The 23,689-nt window shown below is 72.5% G+C and carries 20 protein-coding genes; 17 read left to right on the forward strand and 3 right to left on the reverse strand.

Translation table 11 applies throughout. The features are described 5' to 3' along the window. Positions 1–21 precede the first annotated feature (21 nt). The 5 genes from ACIBAF_RS20965 to ACIBAF_RS20985 are packed head-to-tail and all read left to right on the forward strand — an operon-like array spanning position 22 to position 5,455. Positions 22–813, forward strand: a complete 792-nt coding sequence (locus ACIBAF_RS20965) for an EboA domain-containing protein (protein ID WP_399464720.1) — start codon at positions 22–24, stop codon at positions 811–813. After that, positions 813–1,667: a TatD family hydrolase gene (locus tag ACIBAF_RS20970; protein WP_399464775.1), complete on the forward strand. Its 855-nt coding sequence runs from the start codon at positions 813–815 to the stop codon at positions 1,665–1,667. The genes ACIBAF_RS20965 and ACIBAF_RS20970 overlap by 1 nt, the downstream gene beginning before the upstream one ends. Before the next feature lie 7 nt (positions 1,668–1,674). After that, positions 1,675–2,871 carry a metabolite traffic protein EboE gene (eboE, locus tag ACIBAF_RS20975; protein WP_399464721.1) on the forward strand — a complete coding sequence of 399 codons (1,197 nt, stop codon included), beginning with the start codon at positions 1,675–1,677 and terminating at the stop codon, positions 2,869–2,871. Then, positions 2,868–4,244, forward strand: coding sequence for an alkaline phosphatase family protein (locus tag ACIBAF_RS20980; RefSeq protein ID WP_399464722.1), 1,377 nt, complete (start codon positions 2,868–2,870; stop codon positions 4,242–4,244). The genes eboE and ACIBAF_RS20980 overlap by 4 nt, the downstream gene beginning before the upstream one ends. Before the next feature lie 17 nt (positions 4,245–4,261). Beyond that, positions 4,262–5,455 (forward strand): cytochrome P450, encoded by a 1,194-nt coding sequence (locus ACIBAF_RS20985; RefSeq protein WP_399464723.1) that lies wholly within the window; start codon positions 4,262–4,264, stop codon positions 5,453–5,455. A gap of 39 nt (positions 5,456–5,494) precedes the next feature. Here the strand turns inward: ACIBAF_RS20985 and ACIBAF_RS20990 are convergent, their stop codons facing one another. Beyond that, positions 5,495–6,673: a CdaR family transcriptional regulator gene (locus ACIBAF_RS20990; RefSeq protein WP_399464724.1), complete on the reverse strand. Its 1,179-nt coding sequence runs from the start codon at positions 6,671–6,673 to the stop codon at positions 5,495–5,497. A 199-nt stretch (positions 6,674–6,872) separates the two neighbouring features. Between ACIBAF_RS20990 and ACIBAF_RS20995 the strand changes: the two genes are divergently transcribed. The 8 genes from ACIBAF_RS20995 to ACIBAF_RS21030 all read left to right on the forward strand — a co-directional run bounded on the left by ACIBAF_RS20995 (position 6,873) and on the right by ACIBAF_RS21030 (position 17,458). Next, positions 6,873–7,817 (forward strand): transporter substrate-binding domain-containing protein, encoded by a 945-nt coding sequence (locus ACIBAF_RS20995; protein WP_399464725.1) that lies wholly within the window; start codon positions 6,873–6,875, stop codon positions 7,815–7,817. A 9-nt stretch (positions 7,818–7,826) separates the two neighbouring features. Further along, a complete protein-coding gene (locus ACIBAF_RS21000) occupies positions 7,827–8,594 on the forward strand; it encodes an amino acid ABC transporter permease (protein WP_399464726.1) in 768 nt (255 codons plus the stop codon). Next, on the forward strand, positions 8,591–9,385 hold the full coding sequence (locus ACIBAF_RS21005; RefSeq protein ID WP_399464727.1) for an amino acid ABC transporter ATP-binding protein: 795 nt from the start codon (positions 8,591–8,593) through the stop codon (positions 9,383–9,385). Before ACIBAF_RS21000 ends, ACIBAF_RS21005 begins: the two co-directional genes overlap by 4 nt. Beyond that, positions 9,382–10,665, forward strand: coding sequence for an NAD(P)/FAD-dependent oxidoreductase (locus ACIBAF_RS21010; RefSeq protein WP_399464728.1), 1,284 nt, complete (start codon positions 9,382–9,384; stop codon positions 10,663–10,665). The genes ACIBAF_RS21005 and ACIBAF_RS21010 overlap by 4 nt, the downstream gene beginning before the upstream one ends. A gap of 51 nt (positions 10,666–10,716) precedes the next feature. Continuing rightward, complete coding sequence (locus tag ACIBAF_RS21015) at positions 10,717–11,319, forward strand: hypothetical protein (protein ID WP_399464729.1); 603 nt, start codon at positions 10,717–10,719, stop codon at positions 11,317–11,319. Between the two features lie 273 nt (positions 11,320–11,592). Continuing rightward, positions 11,593–13,518 carry a molecular chaperone HtpG gene (gene htpG, locus ACIBAF_RS21020; RefSeq protein WP_399464730.1) on the forward strand — a complete coding sequence of 642 codons (1,926 nt, stop codon included), beginning with the start codon at positions 11,593–11,595 and terminating at the stop codon, positions 13,516–13,518. A 148-nt stretch (positions 13,519–13,666) separates the two neighbouring features. After that, positions 13,667–16,024, forward strand: a complete 2,358-nt coding sequence (locus ACIBAF_RS21025) for an MFS transporter (RefSeq protein WP_399464731.1) — start codon at positions 13,667–13,669, stop codon at positions 16,022–16,024. A 174-nt stretch (positions 16,025–16,198) separates the two neighbouring features. Continuing rightward, on the forward strand, positions 16,199–17,458 hold the full coding sequence (locus ACIBAF_RS21030; RefSeq protein ID WP_399464732.1) for a salicylate synthase: 1,260 nt from the start codon (positions 16,199–16,201) through the stop codon (positions 17,456–17,458). Between the two features lie 130 nt (positions 17,459–17,588). Here ACIBAF_RS21030 and ACIBAF_RS21035 read toward each other — a convergent pair whose 3' ends face one another. Continuing rightward, a complete protein-coding gene (locus ACIBAF_RS21035; protein ID WP_399464733.1) occupies positions 17,589–18,368 on the reverse strand; it encodes a DeoR/GlpR family DNA-binding transcription regulator in 780 nt (259 codons plus the stop codon). Between the two features lie 104 nt (positions 18,369–18,472). On the opposite strand from ACIBAF_RS21035, the gene ACIBAF_RS21040 reads away from it, so the two are divergent. Next, positions 18,473–19,354, forward strand: a complete 882-nt coding sequence (locus ACIBAF_RS21040) for an SIS domain-containing protein (RefSeq protein ID WP_399464734.1) — start codon at positions 18,473–18,475, stop codon at positions 19,352–19,354. A 25-nt stretch (positions 19,355–19,379) separates the two neighbouring features. After that, complete coding sequence (locus ACIBAF_RS21045) at positions 19,380–20,222, forward strand: ketose-bisphosphate aldolase (RefSeq protein WP_399464735.1); 843 nt, start codon at positions 19,380–19,382, stop codon at positions 20,220–20,222. Here ACIBAF_RS21045 and ACIBAF_RS21050 read toward each other — a convergent pair. Continuing rightward, the gene (locus ACIBAF_RS21050) at positions 20,209–21,348 is read right to left on the reverse strand and encodes a methyltransferase (protein ID WP_399464776.1); all 1,140 of its coding nucleotides are present in this window, start codon (positions 21,346–21,348) and stop codon (positions 20,209–20,211) included. The genes ACIBAF_RS21045 and ACIBAF_RS21050 overlap by 14 nt on opposite strands. 78 nt (positions 21,349–21,426) lie before the next feature. Between ACIBAF_RS21050 and ACIBAF_RS21055 the strand changes: the two genes are divergently transcribed. After that, entirely contained in the window at positions 21,427–22,107 is a 681-nt protein-coding gene (locus ACIBAF_RS21055) for an alpha-ketoglutarate-dependent dioxygenase AlkB family protein (protein WP_399464736.1), read from the forward strand. A gap of 28 nt (positions 22,108–22,135) precedes the next feature. Further along, positions 22,136–23,380 (forward strand): ROK family protein, encoded by a 1,245-nt coding sequence (locus tag ACIBAF_RS21060; protein ID WP_399464737.1) that lies wholly within the window; start codon positions 22,136–22,138, stop codon positions 23,378–23,380. The last annotated feature ends 309 nt before the right edge of the window (positions 23,381–23,689 follow it).

Consider the following 23,689-nt stretch of genomic DNA (forward strand, 5'->3'; position numbering starts at 1 on the left):
GCCAAACAGGAGGTATGCGCGGTGGACCCAGACATCCCCATGCGTTCCGCCCTCGACCGGAAGCTCACCGCCGACGCCCAGAACTGGCTGGCGGATGCCGTCGACCGCGTCGGCCGGGACCCGGCGGCCGTGCGCGCCGCCTTCCCGGCAGTCGGCCGACGCTGCGGGCGCGGCCCGCTCGTCGACGGCTGGACGGTGGCGGACGCCGCCCGCGCCCGACTGCTCGCCGCCCTACCGCTGCGCGGAGCGGCGCTCGCCGAGGAGATCACCGCTCTCCACCGGTACGGAGACGCCGCCGAACAACGGGCGGTGCTGCGTTCGCTGGCCCTGCTGGAGGACGCGGACGCGTCGTTCGCCGACCGGGGACTGCCGCTGGTGCGCGAGGCCCTGCGCGGCAACGACACGGACCTGATCGAGGCGGCCCTCGGCCCGTACGCGGCACGTCACCTGGACTACGACGGCTACCGGCACGCCGTGCTGAAGTGCGTCTTCTACGACGTCCCCCTCGATCGGGTGGCGGGTCTGGCCGAGCGCGCCGACCGCGAACTCGCCCGTATGCTCGCCGACTTCGCCCATGAGCGGGTCGCCGCCGGCCGTGACGTCCCCGCCGACGTCTGGCCGCTGCTGCACGCCCACCCCGGCACGCTGGAGGCCTCCGGGCTGGCCGCGGAGACCCGCTCACCCGTGCCCGACCGCCGGGCCGCGGCCGTACGAGCCCTCAAGGCCTACGCCACGACCTCCGCGGCCACCGATTCCACCACTTCGGCCGTCACCGATCCCCCCACCCCCGCCGCGCCCGCAGGAGCCGCATGATGCGTATCTTCGACCCCCACATCCACATGACCTCGCGCACCACGGACGACTACGAGGCGATGTACGCGGCCGGCGTCCGGGCGGTCGTGGAGCCGTCCTTCTGGCTCGGCCAGCCGCGCACCTCCGTGGACAGCTTCACCGACTACTTCGACGCGCTGCTCGGCTGGGAGCCGTTCCGCGCCGCGCAGTTCGGCATCCAGCACCGCTGCACCATCGCCCTCAACCCGAAGGAGGCCAACGACCCGCGCTGCGCAGGGGTGTTGGACGTCCTGCCGCGCTATCTGGCCAAGGACCGGGTGGTCGCCGTGGGCGAGATCGGCTACGACTCCATGACCCCCGAGGAGGACGTCGCCCTGGCCCGTCAGCTCGAACTCGCCGTCGAGCACGACCTGCCGGTCCTGGTCCACACCCCGCACCGCGACAAGGCCGTCGGCACCCGGCGCACCCTCGACGTGGTCCGCGAGTCCGGCATCGCGCCGGAGCGCGTCCTCGTCGACCACCTCAACGAACTCACCGTGTCGATGGTCGCCGACAGCGGGTGCTGGATGGGCTTCTCCATCTACCCGCACACCAAGATGAGCGAGGACCGCATGGTCCGCATCCTCCAGGAGCACGGCACCGCGCGCATGCTCGTCAACTCCGCCGCCGACTGGGGCCGCAGCGACCCGCTCAAGACCCGCAAGACGGCGGACGCCATGCTCGCCGCGGGCTTCGACGACGACACCGTCGACCAGGTCATGTGGCGCAACCCCGTGGCCTTCTACGGCCAGAGCGGCCGGCTCGACCTCGACGACGTCAAACCGGACGACACGGGTCTGTTCGAGGGGAACTCCATCAAGCGCGGCGGAGAGTGAACCCGCGGTGCGCTTCCGACACCCCGACGGCACCACCGTCCACCTCGCGTATTGCAGCAACGTCCACCAGGCCGAGGACCTCGACGGAGTGGTGGACCAGCTCGCCGCCTACGCCCAGCCCGTCCGGGAGACCCTCGGCGTCGACCTGCTCGGCATCGGCCTGTGGCTGGCCCACGACGTCGTCACCGAACTGACCGCCCGGCCCGACGCCGTACGCCGCCTGCGCGCCGAACTGACCGCACGCGGCCTGGAGACCGTCACCCTCAACGCCTTCCCCTACGGCGGCTTCCACCGCGAGGTGGTGAAACGGGCCGTCTACCTGCCCGACTGGACCGACCCCGCGCGCCTGCGCTACACCGTCGACTGCGCCCGGGTGCTCGCCGGGCTGCTGCCCGACGACGCGCGGCGCGGCAGCGTCTCCACCCTGCCGCTGGCCTGGCGCACCCCGTGGCCGACGGCCGCCCGCGACACCGCCCGCCGCGCGGCGGACGAACTCGCCCGGGAGCTGGCCGACCTGGAACGCGAGACCGGCCGCACGATCCGGGTCGGCTTCGAGCCCGAACCAGGATGCGTGGTGGAGGACACCGTCCAGGCGGCCCGGGAGCTCGGGGGACTGGACCCCGAGCGGCTCGGCGTCTGCCTGGACACCTGCCATCTCGCCGTGCAGTTCGAGGAACCGGCCGCGGCCCTGCGTCGCCTCGCCGAGGCCGGACTCCCCGTCGTCAAGGTGCAGGCGTCCAGCGCCCTCCAGGCCGACGACCCGGCCGACCCGCAGGCGCGGGCCGCCCTCGCCCGGTTCGCCGAGCCCCGCTTCCTGCACCAGACCCGTACCGCCCCGCACGGCGTCGTCTCCGGCGTGGACGACCTGCCGGACGCCCTCGCCGGAGAGCTGGACCCCGGCTCCGCCTGGCGCGTGCACTTCCACGCCCCGCTGCATGCCGAGCCCGCACCGCCGTTGCGCACCACGGCGGACGAACTGACCACCACCCTCGGTGAGTTGCTCGGCGGCCCGCAGGCTGTCTGCGACCACGTCGAGGTCGAGACGTACACCTGGTCGGTCCTGCCCGATCACCTGCGGCCGCACGACGGCGCGAGCCTCGTCGAGGGTCTCGCCGCCGAACTGGCCTGGACCCGCGACCGGTTCGAGGAACTCGGCCTGGTCCGGGAACCCACCGCACACCCGCGAAAGGAGCGCGTCTCATGACGAGAACAGTCGTCCTCGACATCGTCGGCCTCACCCCCCGCATGCTGCGCCACATGCCCGCCGTCTCGGCCGTCGCCGCACAGGGCTTCCAGGCCCGGCTCAACCCCGTGCTGCCAGCCGTGACCTGCTCGGTGCAGTCCACCCTCCTCACCGGCGCGCCCCCCGCCGAGCACGGCATCGTCGGCAACGGCTGGTACTTCCGCGACCTGGGCGAGGTCCTGCTGTGGCGGCAGCACAACGCGCTGGTCGGCGGCGAGAAACTGTGGGACACCGCACGCCGCAGCAAGCCCGACTACAAGGTCGCCAACGTCTGCTGGTGGTACGCCATGGGGGCCGACGTCGACCTCACCGTCACGCCGCGCCCCGTCTACTACTCCGACGGCCGCAAGGAACCCGACTGCTACACCTGGCCGCCCGCCCTGCACGACGAACTCACCACCAGGCTCGGCCCGTTCCCGCTGTTCACCTACTGGGGACCCAACGCGGGACTGCCCTCCAGCCAGTGGATCCTGGCCGCCGCCCGCCAGATCTTCGACGAGCACCGCCCCGATCTGACCCTGGTGTACGTACCGCACCTCGACTACGAACCCCAGCGCTCCGGCCCCGACTCGCCGCAGACCGCCCGCGAGGCCCGACGGCTCGACGACGCCCTGCGCCCGCTGCTCGACCACTTCCGGCGCGAGGACGCCACCGTCGTGATCCTCAGCGAGTACGGCATCGCGCCCGCCTCCCGGCCGGTCGACATCAACCGCGCCCTGCGCAGGGCCGGGCTCCTCGAAGTGCACACGCAGGACGGCATGGAGTACCTCGACCCCTGGACGTCCCGCGCGTTCGCCGTCGCCGACCACCAGATCGCCCACGTCTACGTCCGCGACCCCGCCGACCTCGCGAAGACCGCCGAGGTCGTCGCCGGGCTCGACGGCGTGGACGAGGTGCTCGACGAGCAGGGCAAGGCCCGGCACGGACTCGCGCACGAACGCTCGGGAGAACTGGTCGCCGTCGCGGAGTCCGACGCCTGGTTCACGTACTACTACTGGCTGGACGACGAGCGTGCCCCGGACTTCGCCCGGCAGGTCGAGATCCACCGCAAACCCGGCTACGACCCCGCCGAACTCCTCTACGACCCCACCGTGCCCGGCGTGAAGGCGCGCGCCGTCGGCCAGGTCGTCCGAAAGAAAGCCGGCCTGCGCTACCGCATCAAGACCGTCCCGCTGGACCCCTCCGGTGTGCGCGGCAGCCACGGCCGGCTGCCCCAGGACCCGCAGGACAGCCCCGTGCTGCTCTGCTCGCGTCCGGACCTCGCAACGGGCGAGATCGACGCGACGGACGTCAAGAACCTCCTTCTCACGCTGGCCGGCATCACCGCCCCCTGACCACCGGAGCCCCCCACATGCACTCGACGGACACCCCGCCGCCCCTGCCCCGGCACCGCCCCCTCCTCGATCCCGCCGCCGAGTACGGGCGCTGGGTCAGGGAGCGGCCCCTCACCCGGATCAGCCTGTGGGGCGACACCCACCCCTGGCTGGTCACCCGGCACGAGGACGCCCGGGCCGTCCTCAGCGACGCGCGGTTCAGCTCGGAGAACGTCCGGCCGGGATTCCCCGGACTCCAGCCGACACCGCCGCCGCGCAGCCCCGGCCAGCTGTTCGCGATGGACGCGCCCGACCACACCCGGCTGCGCCGCATGCTCATCCCCGAGTTCACCTTCCGCCGGGTCGAGCAACTGCGGCCCGCCATCGCGAAGATCACGGGGGAGCTCCTCGACGCTCTCGTCACACAGGACCAACCCGCCGACCTCGTCGAGCACTTCACCCTGCCGCTGCCCCTCCTCGTCATCTGCGAACTGCTCGGAGTGCCGTACGCGGACCGGGACTTCATCCACCGGCAGGCCGCCGCCTTCGCCACCGTGTCGGCCGGACCTGAGGCGATGCGGGCCGGCTGGGCGGCCCTCTTCGGCTATCTGCAGGAACTGCTGGCCGCCAAGTCGGGCCGACCGGGCGACGACCTGATGAGCAAGCTCGCCACCGAGCGGGTCGCCACCGGGGAGGCCACCCCGGCGGAGGCGGCCGGTCTGCTCGTCCAACTGCTCATCGCCGGGCACGAGACGACCGCGAGCATGCTCTCCCTCGGCGTCGTCGCGCTGCTGCGCCACCCGGACCAACTGGCCGCGCTGCGCGCAGAGAGAGACCTCGTGCCGGGCGCGGTGGAGGAACTCCTGCGCTATCTGACCGTCGTCCACATCGGGCTGCGCCGTATCGCCACCGAGGACGTCGAGGTCGGCGGGGTCACCGTGCGGGCGGGTGAGGGCGTCGTTGTCGCGTTGCAGGCGGCCAACCGGGACCCCGCGGTGTTCGCCGACCCGGACGCGCTCGACCTCACCCGGGACGCCGGGCAGCATCTCGCCTTCGGTCACGGTCTGCACCACTGCCTCGGACAGTCGCTGGCCCGGGCCGAGCTCCAGATCGCGCTGCCGATGCTCTTCGAGCGCCTGCCGGACCTGCGGCTGACCGGCCCGGAGACGGAGGAGCTGGCGTTCGAGGGACGCGCGGTCCACGGCGTGCGGGAGCTGCCGGTGACCTGGTGACCTGGTGACCGCGGGCGGCGGGAGCGGCCTGGAGGGGGTTCAGCCGCCGCCCAGTCGGTCCGCCAGACAGGCGAGGTAGAGCGCCATGGTGGCCCGGTGGTCGCGCAGCGGACGGCCGGTGACCTGCTCGATCTTGTTCATCCGGTAGACGACGGTGTTGCGGTGGATGTGCAGGGCGGCCGAGGCCCGTACGAGGTTGAAGCCGTTCTCGCACCAGGCGGTGATCGTGTCGCGCAGCACCGGCCAGTCCGGCTGGGCCCGCAGACCCGCGACGGTGAGGTCGAGCAGGCGGGTGCGGGCGGACTGGCTCACCGCCGCCAGGACCTGATGGACCCTGAGGTCGGCGATGAGGTGGACCGAACAGCCGTCCGGCGGACGGCCGCCGAGCCGGAGCGCGTCGCACGCGTCCTGGTAGGACTCGTGCAGACCGCCCACGGAGGCGGCCGGCTCACCGATGCCCGCGCGGGCGGCGAGACCGTGCTGCGCGGCGATGACGTCGGCCACCCGTCGGCAGTCGGTCACCAGCGACTCGGTGGGTCGCCGGGCGGGCAGCCGGTGCAGGACGCCGATCCATCCGGGCGCCGCGCCCGCGACGATGTCCTGGGGGTCGGCGAAGACCTCGCGGACGGTCCGCAGCAGTTCCGAGCGGATCAGCGCCATGTCCTGGGTGGGCGCGCCCCGGCGACGTGCGGCCGCGTCGGGCACGGTCACTTCGAAGGCCACCGCGACCCGGCGCAGTCGGAGGTCGAAACCGAGTTCGGCGGCTCGGAACACCAGGAAGTCGCCCTCGACGACCTGCGGATCGTAGGAGGCGATGTCGGCGAGCAGCGTTTCGGCCGCCCGCTCCGAGAGCAGGCGGGAGCGCAGCATCACGGACTCCCTCAGCAGGATCTCCGTCTGGCGCCTCACCAGCAGCCCGAACCGGCGTACCTGGGCGGGAGTGCCGGTTATCCCGACGGTGCCCACCGCCCGGCCGCCGCTGACCAGCGGCAGGGTCACCCCGGGACGCACCCCGCGCAGCCGGTGGGCCTGCGACGCGCTGTGCGTGGCCGGTTCCTGAGTGCGGACGACCTCGACGGAGGCCTCGTGGAAGGTGCCGACCCGACTGCTGTCGCCGCTGCCGATGACCATGCCGTCCGCATCGGTGATCAGCACGTTGAAGCCGATCACGGCGGAGGTGTCCCCGGCGATCTCCTGCGCGAGTGACGGACTCAGCACGGGGTTCCTCCCGTCGCCGGTGGGGCCGTGAATGGACGCACCGTACAGGGGAGCGAGCGATATCAGCCACACATTCGTACGAAGTGAACGGTGACGCGCGGCAGGCGGATCCCTAGCGTATGGCCTCATCACTTCCCCGCCGGGGGCTCGACGTGGTGAACGGCGGGTTCCTCCAGCGCCCTACGGAAGGCCCGGGCCGATGACCCGTATGCGTTCCCTCCTGATCGCTCTCTGCGCACTTCTCCTGTTCCCGTCGGTCGCCGCCTGCGGCTCCGACGCCGCCGCCGACGCTCCGAAGAACGTCTCCGCGAAGACTGCCGCCCTGGGGACGCTCACGCCCGGAGTCATCAAGGTGGCCGTCCAGCCGTACGCGCCGTACACCAGCGTCCGGGGCGGCAAGATCGTCGGCCTCGACGGCGACATCCTCGCCTCTGTGGCCAAGAAGCTGGGCCTGACGATCAAACCGCAGGTCACCGACTTCGCCGGGATGCTCGCCGGAGTGCAGTCCCGCCGGGTGGACATCACCGTCGGCGGTGTCGCCTGGTCCGCGGACCGGCAGAAGCAGGGACTCTTCACCGATCCGCCCTACTACTCGCCCCCGGCGATGGCCGTCCGCAGCGGCAAGACCTACCGGACCGTCGACGACCTCAAGGGCCTCGCCCTCGGCACCGTCGAGGGCTATGTGTGGGTCAAGTCCATCCAGTCCGTGCCCGGCGCCGAGCTGCACGCCTACCCGGACGCCACGGGGGTCTTCGACGACCTCGGCGCGGGCCGCGTCGACGTCGGCTTCCTCGACCCGCTGATCATCATCGCGGCGCAGAAGCAGCGCCCGGAACTGAAGATCAGGACGGAGTACCTGACCCCGCCGACCGCTGCCGAGGTCAAGGCGAAGCCCGCCTACGCGTACTTCCAGCCGTACCAGACCGGCTTCTACCTCCCGAAGAAGGCCACGAAGCTGGAGCAGGCGATCTCCGCGCAGATCGACGCCATGTACACCAACGGCGAGATGGCCAGGCTCGTCGAGAAGTACGGCGGCGATCCCCAGCAGTTCCTCGTACCCGCCGCCGACGTCGCGGCCGCGCGCCGTGGCGTGGACCGCCCGCAGGACTGGACGCCGCCGACCGTCGGCCGGTCCGGTCAGTGAGGGGATGACATGTCCGGTCTCTTCCAAGTCCCCTGGTCCGACTACCGGTCCGACCTGCTGGACGCGCTGGGGCGCACCCTCTCGTACACGGTGGTCAGCTTCGCCGGGGCGGTCGTCCTCGGCCTCGTCGTGGCCCTGCTCCGGCTGAGCAGGGCATGGCCCGCGCGGGCCGTCGCCGCCGTGTACACCGAGGTCTTCAAGAACGTCCCCCTCCTCGCCATCATCTTCCTCACCTACTTCGGCCTCGCCTCGGCCGGGATCCGGCTGGACGTGTTCACGGCCGGCTGTCTGAGTCTCGTCGTCTTCTACGCCGCCTACCTGTCCGAGATCTTCCGCGCCGCCATCAGCGGGGTGCACGCCGGACAGACCGAGGCGGGCGAGGCGCAGGGCATGGCCAGGGCGGGCATCTTCGTGCACGTCGTCCTGCCCCAGGCCGTCCGGCAGGCCCTGCCGGGCACCAACACCATGCTCGTCGACCTGCTCAAGTCCACCTCGTTGCTGGTCACCGTCTCCGCTGCGGAACTGATGTCGGAGGGTCGGCTCATCACCTCGACCACGTTCCGGGCGCTGGAGGTCTACCTGGTGATCTCCGCCCTGTACTTCGCGCTCTGCTACCCGCTCTCCCAGCTCCTGCTGCTCCTGGAGAGGAAGGTACGAGCGGGCGTCCCCCTCTCCCCGTGGCGGCGCCGGCGGGTCCGGGCGGCGAGGGAGCTTCTCGCGGCCGACCTCGCCGCCGGCTTCGGCACGGACGTCAAGCGGAAGGAGGCCGCGGCATGACCGAGCCCGTCACCGAGGCGAGGACCACCCCGCCCGCCCGCACCGAGGCCGTCGTACGGATCGAGGGGCTGAGCAAGTCCTTCGACGGCCGTCAGGTCCTCGACCACGTGAACCTGGAGGTCGACCGCGGTCGCATCGTGAGCGTCATCGGGCAGAGCGGCGGCGGCAAGACCACCCTGATGCGCTGCGTCAACCTGCTGGAGAGGCCGGACAGGGGCACGGTCGAGGTGGCCGGCGAGGTCGTGCACGACGGCGGCCGGTCGCTCTGCCGCGACCTGCCACGACTGCGCCGCACCGTCGGCATGGTCTTCCAGCGGTTCAACCTGTTCCCGCACCTCACGGCCGTGGAGAACGTCGTCCTCGCGCAACGCAAGGCGGGCATCCCCGAGCGGGAGGCCCTTGAGCGGGCCGTCACCCTGCTGCGCCGGGTGGGCGTGGCCCACCGCGGCCTCGCCCGGCCCGAGCAACTGTCCGGCGGGGAACAGCAGCGGGTCGCCATCGCACGGGCGCTCGCGCTCAGGCCGGAGGTGCTGCTCTTCGACGAACCCACCTCCTCCCTCGACCCGGAGGCGACCCGGGAGGTCCTGGGCGTGATGCGGGAACTGGCCGCGGACGGCATGACGATGCTGCTGGTCACCCACGAACTGTCCTTCGCCCGAGAGGTGTCCGACCACCTCGTCTTCGTCGACGGCGGCCGGATCGTCGAGGAGGGCCGGCCGAGCGACGTCCTCGACCGCCCCGCCCAGGCCCGCACCCGGGAGTTCCTCGCCTCCTACGGGCCCGCGTCATGACCGCCGCACTCGCCGGCGGCGGCCCGGTCGTGGTGGTCGGCGGCGGTGTCGTGGGACTGTGCACGGCCTACTACCTGGCCGCGGCGGGCCAGCCCGTGGAGGTCGTCGAACGCCGGGGCCTGGGCTCCGGGGCGTCCCGGGGCAACGCGGGCTGGATCTGCCTCAGCCATTCGACGCCGGTCCCGGCGCCGGGCGTCGTCCGGTACGCGCTGCGCTCACTGGGCCGGCCGGACTCGCCCCTGTATCTACGGCCCCTGCCCGACCCGGCGTTCGTACGGTGGCTGTGGCGTTTCTGGCGCAGCAGCACACCGGCCGCCTTCCGGCGCGGCTACGCGGCCATCGCCGAGCTGAACCGGACCACCTTCGGCCTCTTCGACGGCCTGCGCGCGGCCGGGGCCGAGACGACCCTGACCCGACCCGGCATGGTCCACGCCTTCCTGTCCCCGGCCGAGGCCCGCCACCACCTCGCCCTGCAACGGGAGATGGCGGACGGCCGTTACCTCGTCCCCGACGAGGTCGTCACCGGCGACGAGGCCCGGCTGCTGGACCCCGCGCTGTCGCCAGGGGTGCGCGCCTCCTATCTCGTCGAGGGGGAGGGCGTGGTGGATCCGGAGGCGTTCGCCCGCGGACTCGGCGAGACCCTCGCCGCCTCGGGGGTGAAGATCCACGAGCACGTCGAGACCCTGGGGTTCCGCGTGTCAGGGAACCGCGTGACCGCGCTGCGCACCGCTCAGGGCGAGATTCCCTGCACGGCCGTCGTCATCGCGGCCGGCATGCGCTCCGCGCCGCTGCTGAACGCTCTCGGGTCCCGGCTGCCGCTCCAGGCGGGCAAGGGCTACAGCTTCTCGGTGGACCTGGATCCCGCGCCCCGGCACCCGCTGTACTTCGGTGAACGCAGGGCCGTCGCCTCGCCGATCGGCGGCACCACGCGGATCGGCGGGACGATGGAGCTGAGCGGCAACAACAACCGCCTCGACTGGCGGCGCGTCGTCGCCGTGGCCCTCGCGAGCCGCCACTACCTGGGCCGCTGGTTCGACGACCCGGACGACCTGGTCGGCCTGATCCGCGACCCCTGGGTCGGCGGCCGGCCCTTCCTCCCCGACGGACTCCCGGTCATCGACCGGGTCCCCGACCACGCCAACGCCTTCGCGGCCACCGGCCACGGCATGCTGGGCGTCACGCTCGGCCCCGCCAGCGGCCACCAGCTCACCGAGTACGTCCTCACCGGCCGTCGCCCCGCCTCCCTCGCACCGTTCCGCTTCGACCGGCTGCGGCACTGAGCGGCGTGTTGACGAAATCCGCGGCGATGACATCTCGGGCACCATGGGGGGATGCGGATGCGCGGAGACCGGCGCTGGGCCCTGGCGGGGACGGCGCTGATGGTGGGTGTCGTGGTGGCCTGCGGCGGTCCCGCAGACAGTGACGGAGACGGTGACGGAGACGGTGACAGAAGCCGAGCGGCCACCCCGGCCACCCCGGCCACTCCCTCCACCCCTCGGTTCGACGCCGAGATCACGTTGTCCGACGGCCGGCGTGTGGGCATGGCGTACGTCGCCGGACGCGGGCTCGTCGAACGGCACCGGGACACGGGCGCGGGAGCGTGGAGCGCGCCGCGCGTGGTGTACGCGACGGCGACGGACCGCTGCCAGAGCCTCACCCTCAAGGCGTTCGACGGGACGGTCGCCGTCATCGCGGACTGGGGCGTCTACTGCTACGACGGCGAACCGCCGACGGAGTCGATCGCCGCGGTCGGCACCGGCGACCTGTCCCGCTGGGACACCGAGCTCACCGAGGACTTCGACGGCTGGACGAAGGTCGTCGCGGCGGACGACGCCCGGCAGTTGGTCTTCAGCGAGGCCTCCACCGAGTCGCTGACCCGGCTTCGGTGGAGCCGGACGGAGGGCTTCGCGGAAGTGGAGGAGATTCCCCGCTGATCTCCCGGTATCTCCGGCATACGCGCATGCAGCACCCTTACCAGGGGACTTCGCGAGCGACCGCGCCCACCAGTCCTGGATCAACGGCGTGGCCCGTCCACCGGCCCGGCAGGAGCTGTTGCGGCGGGCGGCCAAGCCGTTCGGCTCGATCGTGGCGATCATCGCGCCCGAAGGGACGACCTCGAAACATCGGGCATGCCACCCTGACTTGGTGTTTTACAGTGGCTCTCGCCAGTCCAGGAGACCCCGGAACCTGTGAGGTACAAGCCAGTCATGTCGACCGAAACGTTTGAGTTCCAGGTAGAGGCCCGTCAGCTGTTGCAGCTGATGATCCACTCGGTCTACTCGAACAAGGACGTCTTTCTCCGCGAGCTCGTCTCCAACGCCTCCGACGCGCTGGACAAGCTGCGCCTCGCCGCACTGCGGGACGACACGCTCGACGCCGACGTCTCCGACCTGCACATCGAGATCGAGACCGACGCCGAGGCCCGCACCCTGACGGTGCGGGACAACGGCATCGGGATGTCGTACGAGGAGGTCGGGCGGCTCATCGGCACGATCGCCAACTCCGGCACGGCCAAGTTCGCGCAGGAGCTGCGCGAGGCCCAGGAGGAGGCGGGGGCCGAGGGGCTCATCGGGCAGTTCGGCGTCGGCTTCTACTCCGGCTTCATGGTGGCCGACGAGATGACGCTGCTGACCCGGAGCGCCGGCGAGGGCCACGGCACCCGCTGGTCCTCGCGCGGTGAGGGCACGTACACGCTGGAGCGGGTGGAGGACGCGCCGCAGGGCACGACGGTCACGCTGCACCTCAAGCCGGCCGACTCCGACGACCAGCTGCACGACTACACCTCGGACTGGACGATCAAGGACATCGTCAAGCGCTACTCGGACTTCATCACCTGGCCGATCCGGATGGTGCCGAAGGCGGTGGGCGGCGACGCCTCCGAAACCGCCGACGGCGACGCCGGCACACCCGAACCCGAGACGCTGAACTCGATGAAGGCCCTGTGGGCGCGCCCCCGCGACGAGGTGTCCGACGACGAGTACCACGAGCTGTACAAGCACATCAGCCACGACTGGCGCGAACCGCTGGAGACCGTCCGCCTCCAGGCGGAGGGCACGTTCGAGTACCAGGCGCTGCTGTTCGTCCCCTCGCACGCCCCGCACGACCTGTACAACCAGGGCTACAAGCGCGGTGTGCAGCTGTATGTGAAGCGCGTCTTCATCATGGACGACTGCGAGGCGCTGCTGCCGCCGTACCTGCGGTTCGTCAAGGGCGTGGTCGACGCGGCGGACCTCTCGCTGAACGTCTCCCGCGAGATCCTGCAGCAGGACCGGCACATCAAGATGATGCAGCGCCGGCTCACCAGGAAGGTCGTGTCGACGGTCAAGGACATGATGACCGCGGCCCCCGACCGGTACGCCACGTTCTGGCGGGAGTTCGGCGCGGTCCTGAAGGAGGGACTGCTGACCGACTCCGACAACCGCGACACCCTGCTCGCCGTCTCGTCGTTCGCGACCACCCACAGCGAGGACGAGCCGACCACGCTGAAGAGCTACCTGGAGCGGATGAAGGACGGGCAGGACGCCGTCTACTACCTGACCGGCGAGTCCCGGCAGAGCATCGAGAACTCCCCGCACATGGAAGCGTTCCGGGCGAAGGGCATCGAGGTCCTGCTGCTCACCGACCCGGTCGACGAGGTGTGGGTCGACGCGGTGGGCGAGTTCGAGGGCAAGCCGCTGCGGTCCGTCGCCAAGGGCGAGGTCGACCTCGGCGGGGAGGACGACGAGAAGGCCGACGGCGAGCGGGAGAAGCAGGGCGAGGAGTACGCCGGTCTGCTCGGCTGGATGAAGGAGCAGCTGGCCGAGGACGTCAAGGAGGTGCGGCTGTCGTCCCGTCTCACCGTGTCCCCGGCGTGCATCGTCTCCGACGCGCACGACCTCACCCCGGCGCTGGAGAACATGTACCGCGCGATGGGGCAGGAGGTGCCGCGCGCCCTGCGGATCCTTGAACTCAACCCCGACCACGTGCTCGTGAAGGGCCTCAACAAGGCCTACCAGGAGCGTGAGGACCGCGCGGGGCTCGCCGAGACCGCCGAGTTGCTGCACGGGCTGGCGGTCCTCGCCGAGGGCGGGCGGCCGAAGGAGCCCGGACGGTTCGTGAAGCTGGTCGCGGACCACCTGGAGCGCGCGCTGTAGCCGCTCGCGGAGGATTCCGGGCAGGGGCGCGCCTGCCCGGTTTCTTCACGTCCCGCACACCAGAAGTTCTCGTTGCTTGAGTCAATCAATCGGGCTTACGATGCTCCGCAGTCGTGCAGGACCGCATCCCGCCACGGAGGGCCCGACCATGTCCCATGCGCAACCCCGGTCCACGGAGACGGGGGAGGGGTCCGCCGCACCGCGGACCAACCTCGTCGTGGCGGTGCTGGCCTTCGGCGGGATCGTGGTCTCGCTGATGCAGACCCTGGTGATCCCGATCGTCCCGGAGCTGCCGAAGCTGCTGGACGCCCCGGCCTCGGACACCGCCTGGGCGGTCACCGCCACCCTGCTCGCGGCCGCCGTCGCCACCCCCGTCATGGGCCGGCTCGGCGACATGTACGGCAAGCGCCGCATGCTGCTGGTCAGCCTGCTCATGCTGATCGCCGGATCGGTCACGGCCGCCCTCAGCGACGGGCTCGCCCCGATGATCGTCGGCCGGGCCCTGCAGGGGCTCGCCTCCGGGGTCATCCCGCTCGGCATCAGCATCATGCGCGACGAGCTGCCCGCCGAGCGGCTCGGCTCGGCCACCGCCCTCATGAGCGCCTCGCTCGGCGTCGGCGGCGCCCTCGGTCTGCCCGCCGCAGCGCTCATCGCGGACCACTTCGACTGGCACGTGCTGTTCTGGACGTCGGCCGCCCTCGGCGCCGTCGCCCTCCTGCTCGTCCCGCTGACCGTGCCCGAGTCGAAGGCGCGCACGGGCGGACGCTTCGACCTGGTCGGCGCCCTCGGCATGGCGGCCGGGCTGATCTGCCTGCTGCTGGCGATCTCCAAGGGCGCCGACTGGGGCTGGGGCAGCGGCACCACCCTCGGGCTGTTCGGCGCGGCGGTCGTCGTCCTGCTCCTGTGGGGCGTGTTCGAACTGCGCGTCAAGCAGCCCCTGGTGGACCTGCGGGCCACCGCCCGCCGCCAGGTGCTGGTGACCAACCTCGCCTCGACGGCCTTCGGTTTCTCCATGTTCGCGATGTCCCTGGTCCTGCCCCAGCTCCTGCAGCTGCCCGAGGCGACGGGCTACGGTCTGGGCAGGTCGTTGCTGGCCGCGGGCCTGGTCATGGCCCCCACGGGCCTGGTCATGATGGCCACCGCGCCCCTGTCCGCGCTGGTCTCCAAGGCGCGGGGCCCCAAGGTGACCCTGATGCTGGGCGCCGTCATCGTCGCCGCGGGCTACGGCCTCAACATCGTGCTGATGGACGCGGTGTGGGAACTCGTCCTGGTCTCCTGCGTCATCGGCGCCGGCATCGGGTTCGCCTACGGGGCCATGCCCGCGCTCATCATGGGCGCCGTGGACCCCTCCGAGACGGCCGCCGCGAACAGCCTCAACACCCTGATGCGGTCCATCGGCACCTCCACCGCCAGTGCCGTCGCCGGCGTGATCCTGGCCCAGATGACCACCACGTTCGGCGGCGCCCCCCTGCCCTCGGAGAACGGCTTCAAGGTCGTCATGGCCGTCGGCGCGGGCGCGGCCCTCCTCGCCCTCCTCGTCGCCGCGTTCATCCCGCGACAGCGGACGGCGGGCACGGAAACCGTCGCGCAGCCGGTCACCACGGAACCGGTGACCGCCGAGCCGGTCGCCGCCGAGCCGGACCAGGAACGGCGTTCCGCGGGCTCCGCGGTCGCCGTGCCGCTGGCCAGTGCCGTGGCGGAGCTCGTGGCGACCGTGCCGGGGCTGACCGGCGACGATCCGGCCGGAGGCAGGCGCCCGGTGCGCGGACAGGTGCGGGGCGCGGAAGGCGTGCCGGTGGGCGGGGCCGCGGTGACGCTGATCTCGCTGGGCGGACGGCAGGTGAGCCGAGCGGTCGCCGAGACCGACGGCGCCTACGCCGTCGAGGCGCCCGGGGAGGGCACGTACATGCTCATCGCCTCCGCCGACGGGCACCAGCCGCAGGCGACGACGGTCGTGGTCGGGGCGACGCCGGTGACGTACGACGTGCTGCTCAGCGGCTCCAGCGGGCTTGCCGGAGCGGTGCGGTCCGCGGACAGCGGGGCGCCGGTCGCCGGGGCCGTCGTCATCCTCACGGACGTCCGCGGCGACGTGCTGGCCACCACCCGGACCGACGGCATAGGCGAGTTCTCCGTCGTCGACCTGGTGCCGGGGCCCGTGACCCTCGCCGTCAGCTCGCCCAAGCACCGGCCGCTGGCCCTGCCCGTGGAGATCGGCGTCACCGGTGTCACCCGGGTCGACGTCGAGCTGCGGCCCGGAGCGCAGGTGCGGGGCACCGTGCGCGGCGCGGGCGCTCCGCTGGGCGACGCACGGGTGACCCTGGTCGACGCCGCGGGCAACGTCGTGGCGACGACCACGACCGGGAGCGACGGGGCGTACGCGTTCACCGACCTCGACGGCGGCCAGTACACGGTCATCGCGACCGGCTACCCGCCCCGGGCGACCGGCATCAGCCTCGGCGGCGACGTCGACGACCACGACATCGAACTCGCCCACGCCGGCGAGTAGTTCACCGAGGCGGCCAGGGCGCCCGACCGCCGAGCTGCCGGGTGATCTGGACGCGCCTCCGAGGCAGCGGCTAGGGTTTCGTTGATTAGGTTAGCTTAGCCTAAGTCCAGGGGGGGTTGGTTCTTGCTGCGGTATCGGAGCGCGGAGACGGAACTTCTGGGAGATCCGGTCCGGTTGGCCGCGGCACTGGCCGAGTCGGGCCTGTTCGACCAGCACGTGGTCTATGAGCGGGACGGCGAGTTCTGGTTCGCCGGAGGGGTGCTCGGCGAGGTCGCGGTCACGCGCTCCGAGGTCCGCGGACGCCTGCTCGCCGACGAGAGCGTGGCCCCGCTCGGCCCGCACCCGCTGGGCCAGGTCCACGAACAGCTCGCCGGAATGGCCGTCGAGGACTGGCACGCCTACGGGTGGATGGCCTTCGAGTTCTCCCACCTCCACGCCGGTCGGCCCGACCGGGCGGGCGACGCGGAACTGCTCCGTCTCGTCATACCCCACAGCGAAGTGAGACTCCGTCAGGGAAGCGCCCTGGTGCGCAGCTCGGACCAGGAGACGCTGGACGCGCTGCTCGCGTTACTCGCGCGGACCGGCACCCGTCCGGTCGCCGCGCCCCGTCCGGTCGACGTCTCGGACGCCGAGGGCCGCTACCCCGGCATGGTCGCCCGGGCGATCGAGGAGCTCCGGGCCGACGGCGAGCTGCAGAAGGTCATCCTCTCGCGGACCGTGCCGGTGCCCTTCCCGGTCGACTTCGTCGGCACCTATCTGCACGGCAGATCGCGCAACACCCCAGCTCGTTCCTTCCTGTTGAACCTCGGGGGTCGCCGGGTCCTCGGATTCAGTCCCGAGACCGTCGCCGAGGTGGGGACCGACGGCGAGGTCGTCACCCAGCCGCTGGCGGGCACCCGCGCCCGCGGCTTCGGCGACCGGGAGGACGAGCGGCTGCGAGCCGAACTCCTCTCCGATCCCAAGGAGATCTCCGAGCACGTCCTCTCCGTGAAACTCGCCGAGGAGGAGCTCGCCACCGTGTGCCGCCCGGGCACGGTCTCGGTCCGCGACCTGCTGAGCATCCGGCAGCGCGGCAGCGTGCAGCACCTCGGATCCAGCGTGCACGGTCTGCTCGCCGACGGCGCCACCGCCTGGGACGTACTGCGGGCCGTCTTCCCGGCCGTGACCGCCTCCGGCATCCCCAAGGCCCCCGCGTACGACTGCATCGCCCGCATCGAGGGCGGCACGCGCGGCATCTACAGCGGAGCCGTCCTGATGGCGGGCAGCGCCGGGGACCTCGACGCGGCCCTGGTGCTGCGCAGCCTGTTCGAGGAGGACGGCCGCACCTGGCTCAGGGCGGGCGCGGGCATCCTCGCCGGCTCGACTCCGGAGCGTGAACTGGAGGAGACCTGCGAGAAGTTGCGCAGCGTCGCGCCGTACGTCGTGCCCGCGTGAGCCGTCGCCGGTTCCGCGCGCGGTCAGGGGCTCGCGGTGCGTCTGGGAGAGGTCGGTCCTGCTCGACGAGGCGCCGCAAAGATCCGCCGCGCCCTGCGGGACCGGCGCGCCGCGTCCGGCTGGCACGGGCTCAGGCGAGGACGACCCTGATCCCCGCCTCCTCGAACCGCCCGACCGTCTGCGCGTCGGCCGCCGAGTCCGTGACCAGGGTGTCCACCGTGTCGGCCGCGCAGATCCGGGCGAACGCCCGCCGCCCCAGCTTGCTGGAGTCGGCGGCGACCACGACCCGCTCGGCGCGCTCGCACAGCAGCCGGTCGACCGCCGCCTCGGCCTCGTCGTGCGCGGCGGCGCCGTGCGTCACGTCGAAGGACACCACCCCGAGCACCGCCACGTCGAGCGTGATCTGCCCCAGCACCCCGTCGGCGAGCGGCCCGACCAGCTCGTACGACTGAGCCCGCGCCACCCCGCCCGTCACCACGATCTTGAACTGGGGGCGCACGGCCAGCTCGCCCGCGATGTTCAGCGCGTTCGTGACCACGGTCAGCGCGGGCGAGCCGGACGCCAGATCGCCCCGCACGGCCAGGGCGCGCGCCACCTCCGTGGTCGTCGTGCCGCCGGTCAGCCCGACCGCCTCGCCGGGCGCGACCAGATCCGCCACCGCCCGGGCGATCCGCTGCTTCTCGGAGGCGTGCCGGGCGATCTTGTACCGCAACGGCAGCTCGTACGACACCCCGTGCACCACCGCGCCACCCCGGGTCCGCAACAGCATCTGCTGGTCGGCGAGCTGGTCGAAGTCCCGGCGGATCGTCGCAGGCGACACGCCCAGCTCGGCCGCCGCGTCCTCGACGTCCAGCCGGCCGCGCTCGACGAGCAGCTCCAGCAGCGCCTTCCAGCGGGCGTCACGTGACATCGACGTTCTCCGTTCGCATGCTTGAAGTTGCACGAAAGGCGGCTCTATCTTGCAGGAACAGTCATGAGCGTTCCTGAACGATAACCGTCGGGGAGAGGCACCGCATGACCCACGTCGAGGCCGAACTGACCGACCAGCCCGCGTGCTGGACCCGCGCCGCCGCCGAAGCCCCCCGTTACACAAGGGAGTTGCCGATGCCGGGGGCGCGGGTAGCCATCGTCGGCTGCGGCACCTCCTTCTTCATGGGCCAGGCGGCGGCCGCCCTGCGCGAGGGCGCGGGCCACGGCGAGACCGACGCCTTCGCCGCCTCGGAGTTCCCCCACGGCCGCTCCTACGACCGGGTGGTCGCGCTGACCCGCTCCGGCACCACCACCGAGGTCCTCGACCTGCTCGCACGGCTCAGGGGCAGGACGCCCACCACCGCGATCACCGCCGACCCGCACAGCCCGGTCCTGAAGGCCGCCGACGACGTCATCGTCCTCGACTACGCCGACGAACGCTCCGTCGTACAGACCCGGTTCGCCACCACCGCGCTCACCCTGCTCCGCGCCCACCTGGGTCTGCACACGGACGCCGTCGTCGCCGACGCCCGCACCGCGCTCGGCCAGCCGCTGCCCGAACGGCTCGTGGACTGCGGACAGTTCACCTTCCTGGGGCGCGGCTGGAGCGTCGGTCTCGCGAACGAGGCCGCGCTGAAGATGCGCGAGGCGGCCCGCGCCTGGACCGAGGCGTACCCGGCGACGGAGTACCGCCACGGCCCCATCAGCATCAGCACCGCCGGCACGGCGACCTGGATGTTCGGCGAGGCGCCCGAAGGCCTGGCCCAACAGGTGTGCGCCACCGGCGCGTTGTGGGTCCCCGGCGAGTTGGACCCGCTCGCCGAGCTGGTCTGCGCCCAGCGCCTCGCCGTGGCCGTCGCCGCCGCGCGCGGCCTCGACCCCGACCGGCCGCGCCACCTCACCCGCTCGGTGATCCTCGGCTCCTGAGCCCCGGACCCTGAGAGGAGTCGCCGTGCCCCTCACCACCACCGCCGAACTGGTCGCCCGCGCCCGGGCGGCGCGCAGCGCCGTCGCCGCCTTCAACATCATCACCCTGGAACACGTCGAGGCCGTGGTCGCCGGCGCCGAGGCCGCCCAGGCGCCCGTCGTCCTGCAAGTCAGCGAGAACGCCGTGAAGTTCCGTCAGGGGCGGCTGCTCCCGCTCGCCCGCGCCGCCGCAGTCGCCGCCGAACGGGCCGCCGTACCGGTCGCGTTGCACCTCGACCACGTCCAGAGTGACGCCCTGCTCCGCCAGGCGGCGGACGCGGGCTTCGGCTCGGTCATGTACGACGCCTCCCGTCTCCCGTACGCCGAGAACCTCGCCGCGACCCGCACCGCCGTCGACCGGGCACACGACCAAGGGCTGTGGATCGAGGGCGAGTTGGGGGAGATCGGCGGCAAGGGCGCGCATACGCCCGGGGCCCGCACCGACCCGGCCGAGGCCCGCGCGTTCGTCGCCGGCTCCGGGGTGGACGCCCTGGCCGTGGCCGTCGGCAGCGTCCACGCGATGACCACCCGCACCGCGGCCCTCGACCAGGACCTGATCGTCCGGCTCGGCGCGGCCCTCGACGTGCCCCTCGTTCTGCACGGCTCCTCCGGGGTCCCGGACCGCGAGCTGAAGGCCGCCGTCGCGGGCGGCATAGCCAAGGTCAACGTCGGCACCGCGCTCAACCTGGCCATGACCGGCGCGATCCGGGACCACCTCGGGACCCATCCCGACGCGGTCGACGTCCGCACCTACCTGAACGCAGGACGGGAGGCCATGGCGAGAACCGTCGAGCGGATCATCACCGGAGCCGGGCTCAACCCCGCCTGACCGCCCGCAACACCACGAACTTCCGGTCCCCGGCGACCAGTTCACTGTTGCCGAACAGCCGCTTCAGCTTCAGGTGGTAGCCCAGATGCCGGTTGCCCACCACCCACAGCTCGCCGCCCGGCCGCAGCGCACGCCGTGCGCCCGTGAACATCCGCCACGCCGTCGCGTCCGTCGTGGCCTGGTGGGAGTGGAACGGCGGGTTGTTCAGCACGACGTCCACACTGCCGTCCGCCACCCCCGCCAGTCCGTCCCCGACCCGGAACTCGGCGTGCCCCGGCACCCCGTTCGCCTTGTACGTGGCCTCCGCCGACGCCACCGCCTGGAACGACTCGTCCGTGAACAGCACCTCGGCCGCCGGATTGGCCAGCGCCACCGCCGTACCGACGATCCCGTTGCCGCACCCCAGGTCGACGACCCGGCGGACGCCGCTCGTCGCCGGCAGATGCTGCAGGAAGAACCGCGTGCCGATGTCCAGGCGGTCGGCGCAGAAGACGCCCGCGTGGTTGACGACCGGGCGGCCCGACAGGGCGCCGCCGACGTCGGCGGGAAGGTCGTAGGCGTACGGCCACGGGCTGGCGGGACGCTTCAGCGACGGGTCCGGGGCGCAGAAGATCAGCCGGGCCTTCTGCTCGGCGAGAGAGGTCCGCGTCGGCCCGAGGATCCGCTCGAACAGCGTCAGCGTCGAGGTGTGGATCTCCTTCACCATGCCGGCGCCGACGACGACGGTGTCCGCGTGCACGGCGGGCACCAGCCGCAGCAACTGGTCCTCCAGGAGCGCAAGGCTCTTGGGCACCCTGACCAGGAGCACGTCGATCCGCTCCGGCGCCGGGTCCTGGGTGGTGAGCAGCCGCACGGCGCCGGGCTCGACACCGGCCCGCGCGAGGTTCGCCCGGGTCGCCTCCTGCCCCAGCCAGGAGTCCGTGATCTGCGTCGGACCGTGCGCCGCGAGCGCCGTGACCAGCGCACCCCAGCGGTCGCCGAGCACCACCACCGTGCCGGTCAGCGGGACGTCCTGGGCCGCGAGGTGTCTGAGCAGGTACGCGTCGGAGGCGTCCCAGGCACGCAGGGTCTCACGCGGATCCTCGGGGTGGCGGGCCAAGGCGACCTCGCCCCACGGCGTCGTCATACGGTCGTTCATCGTGCGTCAAGGCTAACCGAGCCGCAGCTCAGACCCGGTGTCAGACCTGTGGAGGAAGATGGGTCCATGGATACCGAGCTGTTTCCCCGGGAGCGTGCGCAGGTCGCGCCGGGCGCGGTGCACGTGCCGGACTGGCTGGACGAGACCCACCAGCGCGAGCTGCTGCGGGCCTGCCGGTGGGGGTACCCCCTCTGGGGGAGGGCGCGCCCACCGGCCGGTCTGCGCACGGTCCGCACTCCCGGCGGCGGCACCATGACCGCCCGCCAGGTCTGCCTGGGCTGGCACTGGTACCCGTACGCCTACGCCCGCACGGTCACCGACGGGGACGGCGCGCCCGTCAAGCCCTTCCCCGCCTGGCTGGGCGAACTGGGCCGGCGCGCGGCGGCCGACGCGCTGGGACCGCAGGCGGCCGGGGGAGCCGCGTACGACATCGCGCTGATCAACTTCTACGACGGTGACGCCCGGATGGGCATGCACCGCGACGCCGACGAGCACTCCGACGCGCCCGTGGTCTCCCTCAGCCTCGGCGACACCTGCGTCTTCCGCTTCGGCAACACCGACACCCGCACCCGCCCCTACGCCGATGTCGAGATGCGCAGCGGCGACCTGTTCGTGTTCGGGGGGCCGTCCCGGCTCGCGTACCACGGGGTGCCGCGTGTCCTGCCGGGCACGGCGCCGGCCGGGCTGGGGCTGACCGGGCGGCTGAACGTCACCCTGCGCGTCAGTGGCTTCCCGGACGCCACCTGACGAAGCGGATCATGGGAGACTCGCCCTCATGAGCGGCAAGGCGGACCCCCGGCCGGCGGGGGAAAGGACCACCTCGAGAGCGCGGTTGGACCGGGGGCGCGGTGCGCTCGGGCCCGCGTTGGAGCTCGTCCACACCGGGCGGGCGCCCACCCGCGCGGTGCTCACCGCCGAACTCGGCGTCACCCGCGCGACGGCCGGCGCGGTCGCCGCGGAGCTGGAGGCGCTCGGGCTCATCAGGGTGGACGCGCGGCCCGGCGCCGCCGCCGGTTCGCAGGGCCGCCCCTCGCACCGGCTCGAACTGGCGCAGGAGGGCCCGGTCGCCCTGGCCGCCCAGGTCCACGCCGACGGGTTCCGGGCCGCACTCGTCGGCCTCGGCGGGCGGATCGTCGCCACCACGCCCAGCTGCGAGACGGTCGACGCGGATCCCGCCAAGGTGCTCGGCGCCGCCGTCGACGCCGGCGCGGAGCTGCTGCGGCAGACCGGCCGGCGCTGTGTGGGCGCCGGACTCGCCGTACCGTCCGCGGTCACCGAACCCGAGGGACTGGCTCTCAACCCCCTGCACCTCGCGTGGCCGGTGGGGGCGCCCGTGCGGGAGATCTTCGCCGAGCGGATCCGCGCCGCCGGCCTCACCGGCCCCGCGTTCGCGGCCAACGACGTCAACCTCGCCGCCCTCGCCGAACACCGGCACGGCGCCGGACGCGGTGCCCGCGACCTGCTGTGCGTGGCCACCGGACACCGCGGCGTCGGCGGTGCGCTGGTGCTGGACGGCCGTCTGCACACGGGCAGTTCGGGCCTCGCCCTCGAAGTCGGCCACCTCACCGTCAACCCCGAGGGCCGCCCCTGCCACTGCGGCAGCCGTGGCTGCCTCGACGTCGAGGCAGACCCGCTCGCCCTGCTCACCGCGGCCGGTCGCGAGCCCGGCCCCGAGGGCTCCCTGCTCCAGCAGGCCAACGAACTGATCCGCGAGGAATACGGCGACCCGGTCGTCCGCACGGCCGCCGAGGCCCTGATCGACCGGCTCGGCCTGGGCCTGGCCGGTCTGGTGAACATCCTCAACCCCGACCGCATCATCCTCGGCGGCCTGCACCGCACCCTGCTGGACGCCGACCCCGACCGGCTGCGCGCGGTCGTCGCCGACCGCAGCCTGTGGGGCCGCAGCGGCGGTGTCCCCATCCTCGCCTGCTCCCTCGACCACAACAGCCTGGTCGGCGCGGCCGAGTTGGCCTGGCAGCCGGTCCTCGACGATCCGCTGGCGGCGCTGAGCCCGGTGTGAGCCACGGCGCGGACCGAACCGGCAGCCGTCGTCGTCGGCTGTCACCAGCCCCGCGCCGCCGTACGTCCGGGTTGGCGTCGGCGCCGGGGCGCTGGACGAGGAAGAGGGTGTTGAGCGGGGACTCCTCGGGGAAGCAGAGCTGCGCCAGGCGGCTCACGCCCAGGTACTCCTGGCACAGGGAATGCGGCAGGACGCGGCAACCGGCTCCCGCGTACAGGTTCGGCGCCGTGGCGGCCGCCCGGGCGGTGAGCTGCTTGCCGAAGACGCTCCGCCAGTGGCGACGGGCGATCGGGAGATCCTCGGCGTAGG

It is taken from the genome of Streptomyces sp. NPDC051677, from assembly GCF_044453465.1.
Classification (GTDB): domain Bacteria; phylum Actinomycetota; class Actinomycetes; order Streptomycetales; family Streptomycetaceae; genus Streptomyces.